The 17204-nt window shown below is 67.3% G+C and carries 15 protein-coding genes and 1 tRNA gene; 8 read left to right on the top strand and 8 right to left on the bottom strand.

The features are described from left to right. Nucleotides 1-73: 73 nt before the first annotated feature. The 4 genes from BLU67_RS05655 to BLU67_RS05640 form a co-directional block, all read right to left on the bottom strand. Nucleotides 74-1321 carry a DUF4032 domain-containing protein gene (locus BLU67_RS05655; protein ID WP_092563451.1) on the bottom strand — a complete coding sequence of 416 codons (1248 nt, stop codon included), beginning with the start codon at nucleotides 1319-1321 and terminating at the stop codon, nucleotides 74-76. 136 nt (nucleotides 1322-1457) lie between these two features. Further along, on the bottom strand, nucleotides 1458-2573 hold the full coding sequence (locus BLU67_RS05650; protein WP_092563448.1) for an ABC transporter ATP-binding protein: 1116 nt from the start codon (nucleotides 2571-2573) through the stop codon (nucleotides 1458-1460). 153 nt (nucleotides 2574-2726) lie between these two features. Next, complete coding sequence (gene otsB, locus BLU67_RS05645; protein ID WP_222842393.1) at nucleotides 2727-3560, bottom strand: trehalose-phosphatase; 834 nt, start codon at nucleotides 3558-3560, stop codon at nucleotides 2727-2729. Next, nucleotides 3553-4977, bottom strand: coding sequence for an alpha,alpha-trehalose-phosphate synthase (UDP-forming) (locus tag BLU67_RS05640; RefSeq protein WP_092563442.1), 1425 nt, complete (start codon nucleotides 4975-4977; stop codon nucleotides 3553-3555). The genes otsB and BLU67_RS05640 overlap by 8 nt, the downstream gene beginning before the upstream one ends. Nucleotides 4978-5096: 119 nt before the next feature. On the opposite strand from BLU67_RS05640, the gene BLU67_RS05635 reads away from it, so the two are divergent. From BLU67_RS05635 to BLU67_RS05620, 4 genes are all read left to right on the top strand, one after another. Then, complete coding sequence (locus tag BLU67_RS05635) at nucleotides 5097-7109, top strand: serine/threonine-protein kinase (RefSeq protein WP_092563439.1); 2013 nt, start codon at nucleotides 5097-5099, stop codon at nucleotides 7107-7109. Between the two features lie 15 nt (nucleotides 7110-7124). Then, nucleotides 7125-7997, top strand: a complete 873-nt coding sequence (locus BLU67_RS05630) for a DsbA family protein (protein ID WP_092563436.1) — start codon at nucleotides 7125-7127, stop codon at nucleotides 7995-7997. 58 nt (nucleotides 7998-8055) lie between these two features. Next, nucleotides 8056-8128 (top strand) — tRNA-Thr (locus tag BLU67_RS05625). Nucleotides 8129-8326: 198 nt separating this feature from the next. Continuing rightward, a complete protein-coding gene (locus BLU67_RS05620) occupies nucleotides 8327-9691 on the top strand; it encodes a class II 3-deoxy-7-phosphoheptulonate synthase (protein WP_092563433.1) in 1365 nt (454 codons plus the stop codon). A 156-nt stretch (nucleotides 9692-9847) separates the two neighbouring features. Here BLU67_RS05620 and BLU67_RS05615 read toward each other — a convergent pair whose 3' ends face one another. Then, nucleotides 9848-11134, bottom strand: a complete 1287-nt coding sequence (locus BLU67_RS05615; protein WP_092563430.1) for a hypothetical protein — start codon at nucleotides 11132-11134, stop codon at nucleotides 9848-9850. Between the two features lie 113 nt (nucleotides 11135-11247). Beyond that, entirely contained in the window at nucleotides 11248-11931 is a 684-nt protein-coding gene (locus tag BLU67_RS05610; protein ID WP_092563782.1) for a uracil-DNA glycosylase, read from the bottom strand. A 95-nt stretch (nucleotides 11932-12026) separates the two neighbouring features. On the opposite strand from BLU67_RS05610, the gene BLU67_RS05605 reads away from it, so the two are divergent. The 4 genes from BLU67_RS05605 (at nucleotide 12027) to BLU67_RS05590 (ending at nucleotide 15551) form a co-directional block, all read left to right on the top strand. Then, nucleotides 12027-12287, top strand: a complete 261-nt coding sequence (locus BLU67_RS05605) for a DUF3263 domain-containing protein (protein ID WP_092563427.1) — start codon at nucleotides 12027-12029, stop codon at nucleotides 12285-12287. 9 nt (nucleotides 12288-12296) lie between these two features. After that, a complete protein-coding gene (locus BLU67_RS05600; RefSeq protein ID WP_092563424.1) occupies nucleotides 12297-12959 on the top strand; it encodes a LytR C-terminal domain-containing protein in 663 nt (220 codons plus the stop codon). Nucleotides 12960-13167: 208 nt separating this feature from the next. Further along, nucleotides 13168-14796 carry a chaperonin GroEL gene (gene groL, locus BLU67_RS05595; protein WP_092563421.1) on the top strand — a complete coding sequence of 543 codons (1629 nt, stop codon included), beginning with the start codon at nucleotides 13168-13170 and terminating at the stop codon, nucleotides 14794-14796. Nucleotides 14797-14903: 107 nt separating this feature from the next. Next, nucleotides 14904-15551: a class I SAM-dependent methyltransferase gene (locus BLU67_RS05590; RefSeq protein WP_092563418.1), complete on the top strand. Its 648-nt coding sequence runs from the start codon at nucleotides 14904-14906 to the stop codon at nucleotides 15549-15551. A gap of 37 nt (nucleotides 15552-15588) precedes the next feature. Here BLU67_RS05590 and BLU67_RS05585 read toward each other — a convergent pair whose 3' ends face one another. After that, complete coding sequence (locus tag BLU67_RS05585) at nucleotides 15589-15876, bottom strand: WXG100 family type VII secretion target (protein WP_092563415.1); 288 nt, start codon at nucleotides 15874-15876, stop codon at nucleotides 15589-15591. Nucleotides 15877-16019: 143 nt separating this feature from the next. Then, nucleotides 16020-17180 (bottom strand): HD domain-containing protein, encoded by a 1161-nt coding sequence (locus BLU67_RS05580; RefSeq protein ID WP_143027345.1) that lies wholly within the window; start codon nucleotides 17178-17180, stop codon nucleotides 16020-16022. Between the last annotated feature and the right edge of the window lie 24 nt (nucleotides 17181-17204).

Here is a 17204-nt window from a genome sequence, read left to right as displayed (position 1 = left end):
TCGTGCCCCTGATCTATGCGTGCCCGCGCACACGCGCGCACGCACACGCGCGCACGCACACGCGCGCGAGGCGCTAGTCGTGGATCGCTTCCAGCTCCTGGGTATCGCCCATCGATAAGAAGGTGTGCTCGTCCTCGCGCGTGGGCAGCACGTCGGCGACGTAGGAGGCGACCGCCTCGTCCGTTGGGACGTCGCGCTGCTGCTGTTCGGACATGTACCAGCGGTGTTCGAGCACCTCGTGGAAGATCTCGGCCGGCTCGAGCTTGCCGGACAGCTCGCGCGGCACCGCCCGCACCGTCGGCTCAAAAACGTCCGTCACCCAGTCGTGCGCGACAATCTCGATCGGCTCGTGGCTGCGCCCGGTGATGACGCGGTAGGACTCGAGGTCGTTGAGCATGCGACGGCCCTGGTTTTCTTGCACGTCGAGCCCGGTCAGGCGCATGACCTGGCGGTGGTAGTGCCCGGCGTCGACGATCTTCGGTTGGATGTGCATCGTCGTGCCATCGGCGTCCGTCGTCATCTGGATTTCGTCGACGTCGTATCCGAGCGCGTTCAGCCGGTTGATGCGTTCGGCCACGCGCCAGCGCTCGGAGGCGTCGAAGGCCTCGGAGGCGGTGAGCTCGTTCCACAGCGAGTGGTAGCGCTCGACGAGCCGGTCACCGATCGCGATGAGGTCCTCGGACTCGTCGATGACGCCGCCGGCCTGCAAGTCCATGAGTTCGCCGATGATGTTGGTGCGCGCGAGGTCGACGTCATATTCGCGCTGCCCGACGGTCAGGCGCGGGTGCAGTTCACCGGTTTCCGCGTCGACGAGGTAGGCGGCGAAGGCGCCCGCGTCGCGCCGAAACAGCGTGTTCGACAGCGAGACGTCGCCCCAGTAGAAGCCGAGGGTGTGCAGCCGCACGAGGAGGACGGCGAGCGCGTCGACGAGGCGATCGCCGGTTTCGGGGCGCATCGAGCGCGAGTACAGCGCACGGTAGGGCAGCGAGAAGCTGAGGTGCTGCGTGACGAGCGCGGGCGTGAGTTCCTCGCCGTCGGCGCTGCGGCGGCCGGTGATGACGGCCATGGGCAGCACGGAGGGCGCGCCCAGTCGGTGCAGGGCGCGCAGCATTTCGTACTCCCTGTGCGCTACCGTCTCGCCGATTTCTTTCACGGCGACGACGCGCCCGGAGAGCTTGGCGAAGCGCACGATGTGCCGGGAGATACCGCGGGGCAGGGCCGCGAGCACCGATTCGGGCCACTCCTCCAGGGGAAGTTCCCACGGGAGATCGAGCAGGGCTGGATCGAGCGAGGCGGCAGTGATCTGTAGCTGAGCTACCATGCCCACATCCTTTCACGTCGGGCCGCGCCGCCGCCGGGATCGGCGGTGTGCGCCCGGTGACATGGCCGCGGGCCGCCGGTGCGTCCGGCGGCCCGCTTGACCTGAGGGGAGGCTGCGTACGGCAGCGGATGCTGCCTTAGGGCAGGCGCTCGCCCGTCGTCGTGGAGAAGTTGTGCTGTTCGCCTTCGCGGATGCGCACGTGCACGACCTCGCCCTTATCGGGCGCGGAGTGCGGGGCGACGCGGACGATGACCTGGTCAGCGTCCTCACCGGAGCCGAGCTTCTCGCCCAGTTCCTCGCTGCCGGCCAGCTCGCCGTAGATAAAGGCATCGGAGCCGAGCTCTTCGACGAGGTTGACGCGCACCGGGATCGAGCCGTCGGTGCCCTCGGGCACGACGTCCAGGGACTCGGGACGGAAGCCGATGGTGATCTTGTCGCCGTCGGCGGCCTCGGCCGTCTCGCGCGTGATCGGCACCTTGGCTTCGGCCAGCTGGGCGTAGCCGTCGTGCAGATCGAACGTGCCGATGTTCATGGCGGGGGAGCCGATGAAGCCGGCGACGAACACGTTGGCGGGCGTGTCATACATTTCGCGCGGGGTGCCGACCTGCTGCAGGATGCCGTCCTTCAGCACAGCGATGCGATCGCCCATGGTCAGGGCCTCGGTCTGGTCGTGCGTGACGTAGACCGTGGTGACGCCGAGGCGACGCTGCAGCGAGGCGATCTGCGTACGCGTCTGCACGCGCAGCTTCGCGTCGAGGTTGGACAGCGGCTCATCCATGAGGAAGACCTGGGGCTGGCGCACGATCGCGCGGCCCATCGCCACGCGCTGACGCTGACCACCCGACAGGGCCTTTGGCTTGCGGTCGAGGTATTCGGACAGGTCAAGGATGCGAGCCGCTTCCTTCACGCGCTTTTCGATCTCGTCCTTCGGGGTGTTCGCGATCTTGAGCGCGAAGCCCATGTTGTCTGCCACCGACATGTGCGGGTACAGCGCATAGTTCTGGAACACCATCGCGATATCGCGATCCTTCGGCTGCACGTCGGTGACGTCGCGGTCACCGATGAAGATTCGGCCGGAGTTTACATCCTCGAGGCCGGCGAGCATCCGAAGGGAGGTGGACTTACCGCAGCCGGAGGGGCCCACAAGCACGAGGAATTCGCCGTCGGCGATTTCCAGGTTGAGGCTGTCGACTGCTGGACGTTCGGTGTTGGGGTAAACGCGCGTGGCGTTGTCGTAAGTTACCGATGCCATGATTGAAAGTACATCCCTTCACCGGCAGGTACGTGCCGGACGATCCGTTGTGAAAGGTGTCAGCTCGTGTCCGCTCTGACACAGTCGCCCCTGGACGTTGTTGTTCAGGCGTTCGACCGGTAACAGTGTCTCACAAAAGGCAACAAAAGTCCCCTACGAAATGTCCGCTTCGGCAAGGATGGCGAGGGCAGCGACGAGAGCGTGCGGATCTGCGACGCGGAAGGTGGCAGAGGTCTCACCGTCGCCGACCTTGATCGTCGTCGCCTTGATCGGGGCGCTGGCGAGGGCTTGGAAGGCGAATTCGTCGGTGACGTCGTCGCCCGCGTAGATCGCGTGCGTCGCGCCCGTTGTCTCGATCAGGCGCGTGAGGGCCTCGCCCTTGGTGGTGTGCAGGACGGAGAGCTCGATGACGGCCTTGCCGGCTAGTACGTTGACGCCCGCGAACTGACCGGGGCCCGCGAGGGTGGCGGCTTCGGCGGCGGCGGCGACCTCGGGGGTGGCCCGGCGGGTGTGGACGACGGTGGCGGCGGGTTTGTATTCCACGCTCGCGCCCGGGTGGCGGGCGACGATCTCCTCTGCCGCTGACGTGACGCGCTCTAGCAGGTCCGCTTCCTCGTCGGTTAGCTCCAGGGCTGCGGCCTCGAAACTGCGCTCGCCGGAGGGGCTGACGCGAATGGCGCCCCATTGGGCGCCGTGCGATCCGACGACGCGGGTGCCGTCAGGGGCCTCGGCGCAGTGCGCGAGGGAATCGCCGGCGCGGCCGGAGACTAAGACGAGGTCGATCGAGGGCTTGGCGGCGAGGCGGGCCAGCAGCGGCACGGCCGCGGGCAGCATGCGCGCGTCCTCGGGCACAGGCACGAGCGGCGCGAGCGAACCGTCGAAATCGAGCGCGAGGAGAAGGCGGCTGGCGCGCGCCGCGCGCGCGAGGGCGGCGGTCAGGTCCGCGGGTAGTTCGGCTGCTTCCGGGGAGGTTCCGGGCTCAGTCACGGTGCTCCTTCTTCGCCGCGGCGAGATCGTCAAAGAACCGGTCCGCCCAGGCGGCGACGTCATCGCGTGCCACCCGGCGGCGCAGCGCCCGCATCCGGCGGCGCTTTTCCGCCTTCGGCATCTCGATCGCCCGCATGACGACGCGCTTGGCGCCCTCAATATCGTGCGGGTTCATGACGAGCGCCTGTGGCAGATCGTCGGCGGCCCCCGTGAACTCCGAGAGCACGAGCACGCCATCGAGATCCACCTGCGCGGCCACGAATTCCTTGGCGACGAGGTTCATACCGTCGCGCAGCGAGGTCACGAGCATGACGTCGGCGGCGCGGTAGAGCGCGGCCATCTCCTCCATCGGGAACGTCTGGTGCAGGTAGTGCACGGGCGCGCGCCCAAGGGCCGAGTAATCGCCGTTGATGCGCCCGACGGTCACCTCGACTTCGTCGCGCAGCGTCTTATATTGTTCGACGCGCTCGCGCGAGGGGGAGGCGACCTGGACCATGCACACCTCGGGAGCCTTGACCAGACCGTCGCGCAGCAGCTCGCCGAAGATCTTCAGGCGGTGGCGGATGCCCTTGGTGTAATCGAGGCGGTCAACGCCCAGCAGCAGCACGTCGGGATTTCCGAGTTCGGCGCGGATTTCGAGCGCGCGCTTGCCCACCTCCTCGGAGGCGGCGAGCTCCTGAAAGCTTTGCGTGTCGATCGAAATCGGGTAGACGCCGACCTTCGTCTCGCGCGCGGGCAGCTTGGAGCGGGCCTCGACGGTCACGCGCGAGCCGCGCACCTTCTCGCTCGTCAGGCGGCGTACCGAGCGCAAGAAGTTCTCCGCATCCCAGGAACGCTGGAAGCCCAGGAGGTCCGCGCCGAGCAGGCCGTCCAGCACCCGCTCGCGCCACGGCAGCTGGGAGAAAATCTCCACGGGCGGGAACGGGATGTGGTTGAACCAGCCGATCGTCACGTCGGGCCGAAGCTTGCGCAGCAGCGCGGGCACGAGCTGCAGCTGGTAGTCATGCACCCACACCGTTGCGCCCTTGGCGGCGGCGTTCGCGGCGGCCTCGGCGAAACGCCGATTGACCGCGTCGTAGGCATTCCACCACGCGCGGTGAAACTCGGGATTGACGATGACGTCGTGGTAGAGCGGCCACAGCGTGCCGTTGGAAAAGCCTTCGTAGTAGTCCTCAACCTCGGTGGCCGAGAGCTCGACCGGCACGAGGTGCATGCCGTCGGCATCGAACGCGTCCACGTCGAGATCGGGTTTGCCGGACCAGCCCACCCACGCGCCCTTGCGCGCGCGCATGACGGGAGCCAGGGCGGTCACGAGGCCACCGGGTGCGCGGTCCCAGCTGAGTTTGCCCTTGGCGTCGACGGAAATATCGACCGGTAAACGATTTGCAACGACGACGACATCTGCCTTGCCAGGCATTTCATCCCCTCCTCGGGTCCCTTCAAGCCTAGCGAATCTGGCTCGGCGCGGCGCTTTGGCCAGCCGCCTGCGGGGGCGGAAGGTGGCCCGGAGCCGGGCTCGGCAGGGATACTAGGGGCATGGAGGAATTCGGCGGGTACTACCTGGGCGAGCAAATCGGCTCCGGTGGCATGGGCCGGGTCTATCGTGCGCTCGATGCCGATGGACGCAACGTCGCGGTGAAGATCCTCCATCCGGCGATTTCCGCCGATCCCAAGGCGCGGGCGCGGCTGGCGCGCGAGGTGGCGACGCTGCACCGGGTGCGCGGTGCGGGCGTGGCGCGGGTGCTCGACGCGGAGGTCGACGATACGGAGGCCTTCGTCGTTACCGAACTCATCGACGGCCCGACGCTGCAGGATGACGTCGAAAACTGGGGGGCCTTCACGATGGACGAGCTCGCGGGGCTCGCGTCGGGACTTAAGCGCGCGTTGGAGCAGATTCACGCGGCCGGCGTCGTGCATCGGGACTTGAAACCGTCGAACGTCATGATGGATTCGACCGGTCCGGTCTTGATCGATTTTGGGATCGCGCAGGTGGCGGATGATGCGCGGTTTACGGCGACGGGGCTCGTGACCGGCACGGCCGGGTACTTGGATCCGGAGGCGCTGCTCGGCAAGGATCCCTCGCCCGCGGGGGATTGGTGGAGTTGGGCGGCCGTGCTGTGTTTCGCCGGGACTGGGCGGGCGCCGTACGGCTCTGGGCCGACGCCCGGGATCATTGCGCGGGTGCATTCGGAGGAGGTTGATACGGCCGGGTTGCCGGAGGCCGTTGCCGATGTGCTGCGGCGGGCGCTCGCGGTGAGTCCGCTCGACCGGCCCTCGCCCGCGACCGTGCTCGCGACGATTTATGCCGCCGCTGAGGCCGGGGACGATGGCAGTATCGCCGAGGCCGAGAATACGCGGCAGGTGCTCGTGACCGAACATCTTGCCGCCGCGCGCGAGCAGCTGGCTGCGGGCGATAACGGTGCCGATCCGCGGTTTGCACCCGGCGCCGCGGGTGCTGCCGGGGCGGCGAGTGCTGCGGGGGCCGCGGGCACTGCGGCGGGTGCGGGCATTATTCCGCCGCCGCCACCGAGTGTCGGGGCGAGCCCGGGCGGGCTAGGTGGCCCGTCGCCGATGACGGGCGCGGCGGATGCAGTGACGCAGCAGGTGCCCGCGTTGGGTAGCGACCGCGACAGTGGTGAGGCTGGCAGGGCAGACGGATTTGGTGGGTCAGGCGTCGCGGGCGGGGCGACGGAGCAGCTGGGCGTCCATGAGGGTTATGGCGCCGTCGGCGAACGGGGTGGTGCGGGCCCACAGCGGGAGTCCATTTTTGCGGCGAATAGTGAGCCGGCTACGCAGGTGCTGCCGGCCGGTGGCGGGCGCGATGCGACGCGCGCCTATCCGGCGGCGCCCGGATACGGCGGCGAACTTGATTCCTTGGGACCTGCCGAGGTTGGGCCTCCCGGGCCGGCTGCGGTAGACGGCCAGCTACCGATGGGGCCGCGGCCGCTGTCGGCGCCGCACCCCTGGACGAGCATCGCGGCGCTCATTGGGCTTTCGGGCCTGTCATTGCGGTGGCCCGGTTGGGTTCTCGTCGGGGTCCTTATCTGGATGTTCATCACCGGGATCGTTGGGCAGGGCATGCGCGCGCACGCGTACTCGGTGTGGCGCTATGGCCGGCGGGCATCCGATGGCGTGATGATCGCGGGCCGGGCTCTGTGGCATACGGTGGCGCATGCCTTCGCGGCGCTCTGGCACGTCGTCATCGCCGTCATCATCCTTTCCATCGCCTACCTGCTTGGCACGAGTTCCATTGCCGATGTGGGCTCCGGCTGGGCGAGCGCGGGCACGGATCCCGTCGCCTCAGCGATCTCGATGGCCGTCGTCATGACCGCACTGTGGTGGCAGCCGAGCTACGCTGCCGGGCGGGAAGCTACGCGGCGCGCCATCTCGCTGGCGTTCCCTGGTTTTTATTGGCGGGCGCTGCTGGCGCTCGCGCTCATTGGACTCGCGGGCATACTTCTCATGGTGACGCTGGGCACTCCCGCCACCGCGAACTGGGCTCCGCTGAGTAGTATTGACTCTTGGTTACAACAACGGTTGTTTGGATAAGGCTTAAGGAGACCTATGGCTCACGGTGATCCCCGCCCGACGAAGGCCCAGCGGCGCGAGGCCGCCCGCGCTGAAGCTGCTCGGCTGCGCGCCGAACAGGAAGCACGGGCCAAGCGCACCCGAACGATTACGATCGCGGGCATCGTTGGCCTCATTCTCGTCGTCGCCGGTGTGGTGTGGTTCGTGCTGGCGAACGCGAAGGACGAGCCGAGCGAGCCGACCGCTGGCCAAGAGACCGTCGAGCTCACGGGCGAGCAGACCTCGGAGAATCATTCCGCTGCCACGGGCGGACATGCCGCAGACGCGGGATCGATCTCCTTCGGCTCCGACCTGAAGCCTGGTGGGGTCAATGAGGGGGCGCCCGTCGTCGAACTGTATGCCGACTTCACCTGCCCGCACTGCTTCACCTTCGAGCAGACGCGGGTGCCGAAGCTTATGGAGATGGCGAAGAACGGCGAGATTACCTTCGTGCAGCATCCCGTCGCGATCCTTGACGGCTCCGGGGTCTTTAACGCGTTCCCGTCGCGCGCGGCCGACGCCTATTATGCGATTGCCAAGGGTGATCCGGACAAGGCGAGTGCGGCCGCGACGAAGTTCTTCGAGCTGTGGCACAACTACCAGACCTCCGGCAACCAGGCAGCCATGCCGGTGACGGCTGATCTGGCGAAGGCCGCGAGTGAGGCGGGCGTCAAGCAAGACATCGTCGATGCGATCGCCAATGGCTCGGTGCCGCGCGTTGCCAAGGCTGCGACCGAGGCGATGGGCAAGGCTGGCCTACGTGGGACGCCGTCGCTGCTCGTCAACGGCGCGGAAGTCAAGAGCGAGAATTGGGGTGCGGACGCCGATGGCTCCGAGCTTCGCGATCACATTCTGGAGATCACCAAGTAGGGATCTGCTACCATTTTTCCGGCCCTTAAGTGGCCGGAAGCTCGGGTTCGCCCGAGCCGCCGACTTAGCTCAGTTGGTAGAGCAGCTGTCTTGTAAACAGCAGGTCAGGAGTTCGAGCCTCCTAGTCGGCTCATTTTGGGAAAGCCCGCCGTTTGGCGGGTTTTCTCGTATCTGCGGTGGGCAGGTGGTCCATCTGGTGGCGGCGTTTGCCACAGGCGTCGAGCGATGGGTCATACTTAACGCAGCGCGGGCGCAGGCCCGCGCATACGTGTTGTTAGGCCGACGCGGCGGGTTTCCGCGCGTTACCGCGCGCGCAAGGCGCGTGGGCGATGAAAGGTGAGCAGGTGAACGAGCAGAGTCCGCAGTCCGTTATTGAGGGTCTCGATTTTTGGCGGCAGTTGCCGGCGCCGCAGCAGCCGTCGTGGCCCGATAAGGACGTGCTCGATCATGTCCTGGCGGAATTGGCGGTGACGCCGCCGCTCGTATTTGCGGGCGAAGCTGACGCGCTGCGGGCGCGGATGGCTGCCGCCTCGCGTGGTGAGGCCTTCGTCTTGCAGGGCGGGGATTGCGCCGAGACGTTTGCGGATGCGACCGCGGATCGGATCCGCTCCAAGATTATGACGATCCTGCAGATGGCCGTCGTGCTGACCTATGGTGCGGCGCTGCCGATCGTCAAGATGGGCCGGATGGCCGGGCAGTACGCCAAGCCGCGGTCCTCGGACACCGAGGTGCGCGATGGCGTCGAGCTGCCGACGTTCCGGGGGGAGGCCGTCAACGCGCACGCGTTCACGCCGGAGGCGCGCACGCCCGATCCGTGGCGCTTGCTGCAGGCCTACCATTCGTCGGCGGCGACCTTGAACCTTATTCGCGCGTTCACCATGGGCGGGTTCGCTGACCTGCGGCGGGTGCACGAGTGGAATAAGGGGTTCATGTCGAATCCCGCCTACAAGCGCTACGAGACGATCGCGCAGGAGATCGACGGGGCGATTCGCTTCATGTCGGCCGCGGGCGTGGATTTCGAGGCGCTGAAGACCGTTGACTTCTACTCCTCGCATGAGGCGCTGCTGCTTGACTATGAGCGGGCGCTCACGCGCATCGATTCGCGTACCGGCCAGCCGTACAACTGCTCGGCGCACTTCCTGTGGATCGGGGAGCGCACCCGGCAGCTCGATGGGGCGCACGTTGATCTGCTGTCACGGGTACGCAATCCGATCGGGGTCAAGCTGGGGCCGTCGACGAGCGTCGATGACGCATTGCGGTTGGCGGAAAAGCTCAACCCGGACGGCGAGCCCGGGCGGTTGACGTTCATTACGCGGGTGGGGGCTTCCAAGATTCGGGAGTTCCTGCCGCCGTTGCTCGCTGAGGTGACGAAGAATGCGGCGCCCGTGACGTGGATGTGCGATCCGATGCACGGCAACACCATTACGTCGGGCTCTGGTTACAAGACGCGGCGGTTCTCGGACATTCTCGACGAGGTGCGGGGCTTCTTTGACGCGCACGATGAGGCCGGGACCGTGCCGGGCGGGTTGCACATCGAGCTCACCGGCGATGACGTGACCGAATGCCTTGGTGGCTCGGAGGAGATTGACGACGTCGGGTTGGCTCGGCGCTACGAGACGCTCGTTGATCCGCGGCTCAATCACCAGCAGTCGCTCGAGATGGCGTTTGCGGTGGCGGAGATGCTGCACACCTAGGCCGTGCGTGGCGCGCTTAGGCGTGCCCGTGGGCATGGCTGAGCCCGCCACATCTGTGCTTTTCCGCTGGAGCGGGGGATGTGGCGTGCGCGCTTTTCAGTTATGAGTGGGCGGTCCTTCGCTCAGGGGTGCCGGCTGCTGGCCGGCGACATTGCGTCAGGCAGTTTGGGGTGGTTTCCTGCGGATCGTTTCGCAGGTGTCCTGCAGTGGGGTAGCTGGCGGTGCCGGCGGCGGCCTAGCTTGATCGGTTGGTTGCGGTTCGCGGCTGCGTTGAAGGCTCGTGTGTCGCGAGCGCCGCGTTGGCGTGATCGCCGCGTCGTCATCGTCCTCGTTTCGCGGCGCGTAGGCGCTGCGGCACAGAGGGAATGTGGCGCTTCGTGGGGCCTGGATGAACTTTTGGAGAGCGCGGGCTCGCGAGGGCGTGATGCCGTCGCGCTCGTCGGAAGGCTGATAGGCGATGCGGCCAGTGAGGTCATCCGGAAAGTTTGGTTCGTCGTCGAGTGGCGGTAGCCCGTCGGGGTCAAAGGGCGGGTAACCGTCTGGGCTGGCGGGGTTGGCGTCGGCGAGGGTGTCGTCGAACTGTGTGAAGAGGTCCTCGCCGCGGTGGTACCAGCTGCCGGAGGTGGGGCGCGTGAAGCGGTGGGCGACCTCGACGAGCGCGGCGGCGTAGCGTTCGCGGGTGCTCAGGCCCGGTTGCTTGGCGGCGCGGCGGCGGTAGCGGATGCCCTGGGAGATGCGGTCCAGGACGGGCAGGAGGACGTCGCAGTCGGCTTGGGTGAGGTGCATGCGCACGTCCGTGCCGAACTCGGGGTGGTTTCGATCGCGTGGCAGGAAGACGATGCCGCGGTCGGCGCGGGACTGCTCGATTTTGAGTTTGGCGAGTTCGTCTTGGGCTTTGCCGGACTTTTCGTCCACATCGCGCAGGAGGTTCTCGCAATCCTTGACGAAGGAGTCGGGATCGACGGTGACGGCGCGTTCCAGCAGTGAGGCGGTGAGCTCGTCGAAGACCTCGGGATCGAAGAAGCGCTCGCAGCGGTTTAATGTGCGGGCGGCGCGGGTGACGTGGCGGCGCGAGAGTTGGCCGTTGGCGTAGGCGGCGAGGAAGGTGGGGTAGCGGGCGGCGTCGATTGCGGACAGGACCGCGTTGGAGGCGGCGCGGGAGGTCTCGTTGGTTTCAGCTTGGATGATGCCAGAGAGGTATGTGCGTTCGATCTTGGCTGCTTTGGTGGCGTTTGCGTCGGCGATACAGGTGGTGCCGGAGGCGTCGGCGCGGCGGGAGATGCGCCCGAGGAGGCGGACGGCGTGCAGGTGCTCCTGCGGGGTGCGCCGCGACCAGCCGCTTTCCTGGCCGGCGCGCAGGAGGGCATCGATGGCGTCAAGCGCGCGAAGGTCCAGTTCACCGGTCTCGGTGGTGAACTGGGCGATGAGCTCCGAATGCGACATGGGTCAACCGTGGCACGGTCATCCTGTTCACGGAGGAGGGGTGGGGATAACTCTGGCGCCTGCGGCGTCGGGGCGATGGGGCATGTGGATAACGGCGGCGTGCGGCAGCGTGACTAAGCGGGTGGCAGGCGCCAGTCGATCGGGTCGGCGCCAGCGGCTTGCAGCGCGTCGTTCGTGCGGGAGAAGGGCTTGGATCCGAAAAAGCCACGGTAGGCCGACAGCGGCGAGGGGTGCGGGGAGGAAATGATGGAGACGCTCGGGCCCTCGCGTAGCAGGCGAGTCAGTGATTGCGCGTGTCGTCCCCACAGGATCGCGACGAGCGGCTGATCGCGGGCGGCGAGCGCGCGGATTGCGCATTCGGTGACCTCCTCCCAGCCGCGGCCCTGATGGGAGGCAGGCTTTCTCGGGGTGACCGTCAGGACGCGATTGAGCAGCATGACGCCCTGGCGGGACCAGGCGGTGAGGTCGCCGTGAGCGGCCGGTTCGATCCCGAGGTCGTCGGAGAGTTCTTGGTAGATATTGACGAGCGATTTGGGTAGCGGTTGCACGTCGGGCTGCACGGAAAAGCTCAGGCCCATGGGGTGGCCCGGCGTCGGGTAGGGGTCCTGGCCAACGATGAGGACCTTGACGCCCGAAAAGGGGTAGGTGAAGGCGCGCAGGACGTCGGTGCCGGCGGGCAGATAGCCGCGGCCGGCCGCGTTTTCTTCGCGCAGCATGTCGCCCAGGCGCGCGATGGTGTTAAGGACGGGCGCAAGCGGTTCGGCCCAGCTCGGGTCGATGGCGGCAGTGACTCTCACGCGCACTATGCTAGAGCGTTCGCGCGTGCGCGTCGGTTACCGTGGAGGGCAGAGGTACATGGGTGAGGGGCGATGACCCCGCGAAGGAAGGATCGATGGCAGCTCAGCTCAGTGACGTCGAGGAAGCAATGCTCCAGTTCGAAGGCCGCTACTGGCGGCTCACGGGCGTCAAGGAGCGCGCAATCCGCGAGACTTTCGGGATGACGTCGACCGACTACTACCATCACCTCGCGCGGCTGATTGATCGCCCCGAGGCGCTCGCGGCCAACCCGATCGTCGTCAAGAAGTTGCTTGCCCAGCGAGAATCTCGCGCCCGCGCGAGGCAGGAGCGGCGAAAAAGCGCGGCAGACCGATAAGCTAGCGCCATGACCCACTACGAGGAAGATGAATTCGACGTCGCTGCGCGCGATCGTGGTCCCGTCGGCGTGCATCGCCGCCTGGAGCCGGCGTGGCAGCGCTATCTTCCCTACGTTGTGGTGATCCTGCTCGCGCCACTGCTCGCGTGGGCCGCCGTGAGTTTCCTTGGCTCCTCGCGCACCCCGGCGCCAGCTCCGTCGCCCACTCAGACGAGCGCGGCGCCCGCGCCCGAGACGAGCACGCCGACCGAGGAGGCAAGTCCTACGGATGAGGCGAGCCCGACCGAGGAGGCAAGTCCCACGGATGAGGCGAGCCCGACCGATGGCGCGAGTGAAACACCGGGCGATGACGCGACCGATGAGCCCACCGATGAGGCGACCTCGGGCGAGGCGGATCTCAACCAGCTCGTGACGGTACTCAATGGCTCGGGGATTAACGGGCTCGCGGGCCGCGTGACGCAGTCGCTGAAGGCCGATGGGTTCACGAACGTCGTCGCCGAAAACTACACCTCGAATTCGCCGGCAGCGGACACGATCTACTACAACTCGCCCGCACACAAGGCGTCGGCGGAAAAGATCGCGGCCAAGCTCGGGATTACGAATCTGGTGGAATCGTCGCGATCGAGCCAGTCCATCGCGATCGTGCTGCGCACCAACGTACTCGGGCGCTAACCCGCGGTTGTCCACAGCCGCGTTAGCGGTCTTGCACTCTCGAGGCGAGAGTGCCAAACTACCTATTAGCACTCCCGGTAGGTGAGTGATAAGAACCCGGTGGGTCGATGAGGAAAGCCGCGGCGTGCAGACCGAGTTGCGTCGCTTGAAGTTTTCCGTCCGTCGCGGGCATCGAGCCGCCTTGCCCATCTATGGAGGATTTCACCCCATGGCAAAGATGATTGCATTCGACGAGGAAGCTCGTCGCGGCATGGAGCGGGGCCTGAACACCCTCGCCGATACCGTCAAGGTCACCCTCGGCCCCAAGGGCCGTAACGTCGTGCTCGAAAAGAAGTGGGGCGCCCCCACGATCACCAACGATGGCGTGTCCATCGCGAAGGAAATCGAGCTGGAAGAGCCCTACGAGAAGATCGGCGCGGAGCTCGTCAAGGAGGTCGCGAAGAAGACCGACGACGTCGCCGGTGATGGCACCACCACCGCGACCGTTCTCGCCCAGGCCCTCGTGAAGGAAGGCCTGCGCAACGTCGCCGCTGGCGCCAACCCGATCGCGCTGAAGCGCGGCATCGAAAAGGCCGTCGAACTCGTCGCCGAGAAGCTGCTGGAAGACGCCAAGGAGGTCGAGACCAAGGAGCAGATCGCCGCGACCGCCGCGATTTCCGCGGGCGACCAGGCCATTGGCGATCTCATCGCTGAGGCGCTGGACAAGGTCGGCAAGGAAGGCGTTGTCACCGTCGAGGAGTCCAACACCTTCGGCCTGGAGCTCGAGCTCACCGAGGGCATGCGCTTCGACCGCGGCTACATCTCCCCCTACTTCGTGACCGATCCCGAGCGCCAGGAAGCCGTCCTGGAGGACGCCTACGTCCTGCTCGTCGAGTCCAAGATCTCCAACGTCAAGGACCTGCTGCCGCTGCTGGAGAAGGTCATCCAGTCCGGCAAGCCGCTGTTCATCGTTGCCGAGGACATTGAGGGCGAAGCCCTCGCGACCCTCGTCGTAAACAAGATCCGTGGCACCTTCAAGTCGGCCGCCGTGAAGGCCCCCGGCTTCGGTGACCGCCGCAAGGCCATGCTGCAGGACATCGCCATCCTCACCGGTGGCGAGGTCATCTCCGAGACGCTCGGCACCTCCCTGGAGACCGCCGACCTCGACGTCCTGGGCCGCGCCCGCAAGGTCGTCGTCACCAAGGACGAGACCACCATCGTTGAGGGCGCCGGCGCGCCCGAGATGATCGAGGGCCGCGTCAACCAGATCCGCTCGGAGATCGACAAGTCCGACTCGGACTACGACCGCGAGAAGCTGCAGGAGCGCCTCGCGCGCCTGGCCGGTGGCGTCGCCGTCATCAAGGCTGGCGCTGCGACCGAGGTCGAGCTCAAGGAGCGCAAGCACCGCATCGAAGATGCCGTGCGTAACGCGAAGGCCGCCGTCGAAGAGGGCATCGTCGCCGGTGGTGGCGTCGCGCTCATCCAGGCCGCCAAGGAGGCCTTCGAGGGCCTGGCGCTCGAGGGCGATGAGGAGACGGGCGCAAGCATCGTCAAGCTCGCCGTCGAGGCTCCGCTCAAGCAGATCGCCGTCAACGCTGGCCTCGAGGGTGGCGTCGTCGTGGAGAAGGTCCGCAACCTGGAGCCCGGCCACGGCCTGAACGCCGCGACCGGCGTGTACGAGGATCTCATGGCCGCGGGCGTCAACGACCCGGTCAAGGTCACCCGATCCGCGCTGCAGAACGCCGCGTCGATCGCTGGCCTGTTCCTCACCACCGAGGCTGTCGTCGCCGACAAGCCCGAGCCGCCGGCCCCGGCTGCTCCGGCTGCCCCCGACATGGGCGGCATGGGCGGCTTCTAAGCCCGAGGACCTAGCGTCCACATCACCGCGAAACCGCCGGTCACCCTCGTGGGTGGCCGGCGGTTCGTCGTCGGCGCGGAGCGATCGGCGTGCCCTACTGTGGAGCCATGACGAATTGGGATGATACCTACCGCGACGCGCCCGTGTGGGTTAAGGAGCCCGCGGGCCCGCTCGTGGCTGAGGTCGAAACATTTGCCGATGCGCAGCTGGCCGCCGCGGGCGATGGCGCGCGACCCGTGGCGCTCGACATCGGTGCGGGCGAGGGGCGAAATGCGCGTTACCTCGCCGAGCGTGGCTACCGGGTGATCGCCGTTGAGCAGTCGAGCGTCGCGATCGAGCGCGGCAAGCAGGCCGCGGCTGGGCAGGCGTGGGGCGAGCAGATCACGTGGATTGCCTCGCGGGTGGAGAACTATGCGCCGCCGCGCCGCGTCGAGCTCATTGCGCTCAGCTACCTGCAGCTACCGAGCGAGGACCTCGGCGCGATCCTGCAGCGGGCCATGGGCTGGCTCGCGCCCGGCGGGCGCCTCGTGCTCATCGGACACGATATTTCGAACCTCGCCGGCGGCGTCGGCGGGCCGAAGAACCCGGACGTGCTGCACCGCCTCGAGGAGCTGTTGCCCTACGTCGCCGAGGGGACGATCGTGCGGGCGGAGGTGATTGAGCGCTACGAGTCCGAGTCCGCGACCGGCGATGCGGACGGCGAGCAGGCGGCGCTCGATACCGTGCTGCACGTCATCCGGCCCGACCAGTCCTAGGCGCGGCCGGGCCGGCGACGGCAGGTAAGCTGCGGCCTCAGGCCGCGAACATCGCACGGGAGGCGGCCTCCACGTCCTCGTACTGGCGGGCGGTAGCGGTGAGGGCCTGGCTGATTTCTTCGAGGCTGACCTCGACCTGCTGCTGGATGAGGTGCCAGCGGCGGGCGCAGTCGCCAAAGGCGTCGGAGGCTGCGCCCGACCAGGAGCCCTGCAACGATTGCAGGTTGGCCATGAGGGCGTGGACCTCGGCGCGCACGGAGGATACCGAGGCGGTGGTGCGGGCAGAGGAGGCCTGGAGTTCGGTTGAGTTGACGGTTAGCTGCATGGGATTCGTCCTTGCGTTGAGAATCAGGTGGCTTTCACCTGCGAGACACACGCTAGGAAGGATCGGGCAGCGGCCCGGGCGCGGGCGGGGATGAGGGCGGGCGCGGCGCCCGCACGGTGGACCTGTGGATAGGCCCGGCCAGGTCAGTCGACGTTTAGCGGCTTGAACAGCGAACCCGTCGCGTCATCATCCTTCGGGCGGGTGGGACGCTCCCCGGAAGGCTTGGGCGGGTTCTTATCCGGATCGTCGACCTGCAGCTCGGTGCGGCGCTCCAAGCGGATAGTGCGCGCATTGCGGCGCGGCAGGCTCCGCAGATCCGACGGTTCGCGCTCGATACCCCAGGAGGCCGCGGGGCCGGTCTCGGCGCCGGGCGCTGACGCGTCGCTCACGGGCCGGCCAAGGACCTCGGCCGGTCGCTGCTCACCATCTACGTGGCGCTCGCCATCTACGTGGCGCTCGCCCTCGGGGCGGGGCTTGGGTGCGGGCTCGGATTCCAGCGAGCTCGGCGTCGTCGCCGCGGGCTTATCGCCCGAGATCTGCTCGGGAATGTCGTGGGGCGCGACCGGATCCTCGCAGGGGCCGGCCTCGCGCTTTTTGGTGAGGCATTCACGCTCGACCTTCAGGCGGGAGAGCTCGGCGGCGAGGTTTTCGCGTGCGGCGTCTTCCCACACGGCTGCCATGGGGGAGGCGAACAGGTGATTGCGCCCCAGCAGCTTCGTGATGATCGCGATGCGCGCCTCGACGTAGTCGAGGACGTCCAGGTGGGCGAATTCCTTGCGGACATTGTCCCGGTAGGCGCGGAATTTTTGCGGCTCGACGGCGAGCGATCCGAGGTCCGCGTCGGACAGCGCCTGGCAGTCGATGTCGGTGCACTCGCTCGCGTGCCCGCGCAGCGTCAGGATCATCGTCGTGATCCGATCAACCATCGCCTCCGGCACACCGATGGCGCTCAGCTCGGTGCGGGCGAGTTCGGCGCTGGCGGCCTTGTCCTCACCTGCGGCGCGGCGGTACTCGGTCACCAGCGAGGTATCGAAGATCGCGCCGTGGTACCACGCGGCCAGGCGCACGGCGTCAGGGTCGTGGGTTTCCTCGGCGAGGGTGTCCACGCGCTGCAGCACCTCGATGAGGTGGGACAGGCCATGGTGGAAGCGGCCGGGCTCCTGCCACCGGGCAATGAGGCGGTCAGCGACCGCGGCAAGCTCGGCCGCATCGGCGGTGGCTCCGACGGCGCGTGCGCTACGCACGAACGCTGAGGCGAGCCATTGGGGTGCGGGTGCACCGCCCATGTTCACAACATCCTCCATAGGACAATACTGGCCCCGCCATGC

The sequence above is a fragment of the Bowdeniella nasicola genome (genome assembly GCF_900107735.1).
GTDB classification, from domain to species: Bacteria; Actinomycetota; Actinomycetes; order Actinomycetales; family Actinomycetaceae; genus Bowdeniella; species Bowdeniella massiliensis.
This window is presented reverse-complemented; position numbering and strand designations above follow the sequence as displayed.

Bases quoted from the DNA above. Each gene is read 5' to 3' on its own strand.
- BLU67_RS05600 (WP_092563424.1), top strand. From the start codon at position 12,297: ATGACCCACTACGAGGAAGATGAATTCGACGTCGCTGCGCGCGATCGT.
- BLU67_RS05650 (WP_092563448.1), bottom strand. From the start codon at position 2,573: ATGGCATCGGTAACTTACGACAACGCCACGCGCGTTTACCCCAACACC.
- BLU67_RS05640 (WP_092563442.1), bottom strand. From the start codon at position 4,977: ATGCCTGGCAAGGCAGATGTCGTCGTCGTTGCAAATCGTTTACCGGTC.
- BLU67_RS05580 (WP_143027345.1), bottom strand. From the start codon at position 17,180: ATGGAGGATGTTGTGAACATGGGCGGTGCACCCGCACCCCAATGGCTC.
- BLU67_RS05590 (WP_092563418.1), top strand. From the start codon at position 14,904: ATGACGAATTGGGATGATACCTACCGCGACGCGCCCGTGTGGGTTAAG.
- BLU67_RS05620 (WP_092563433.1), top strand. From the start codon at position 8,327: ATGAAAGGTGAGCAGGTGAACGAGCAGAGTCCGCAGTCCGTTATTGAG.
- BLU67_RS05655 (WP_092563451.1), bottom strand. From the start codon at position 1,321: ATGGTAGCTCAGCTACAGATCACTGCCGCCTCGCTCGATCCAGCCCTG.
- BLU67_RS05635 (WP_092563439.1), top strand. From the start codon at position 5,097: ATGGAGGAATTCGGCGGGTACTACCTGGGCGAGCAAATCGGCTCCGGT.
- BLU67_RS05605 (WP_092563427.1), top strand. From the start codon at position 12,027: ATGGCAGCTCAGCTCAGTGACGTCGAGGAAGCAATGCTCCAGTTCGAA.
- BLU67_RS05585 (WP_092563415.1), bottom strand. From the start codon at position 15,876: ATGCAGCTAACCGTCAACTCAACCGAACTCCAGGCCTCCTCTGCCCGC.
- BLU67_RS05615 (WP_092563430.1), bottom strand. From the start codon at position 11,134: ATGTCGCATTCGGAGCTCATCGCCCAGTTCACCACCGAGACCGGTGAA.
- BLU67_RS05630 (WP_092563436.1), top strand. From the start codon at position 7,125: ATGGCTCACGGTGATCCCCGCCCGACGAAGGCCCAGCGGCGCGAGGCC.
- groL (WP_092563421.1), top strand. From the start codon at position 13,168: ATGGCAAAGATGATTGCATTCGACGAGGAAGCTCGTCGCGGCATGGAG.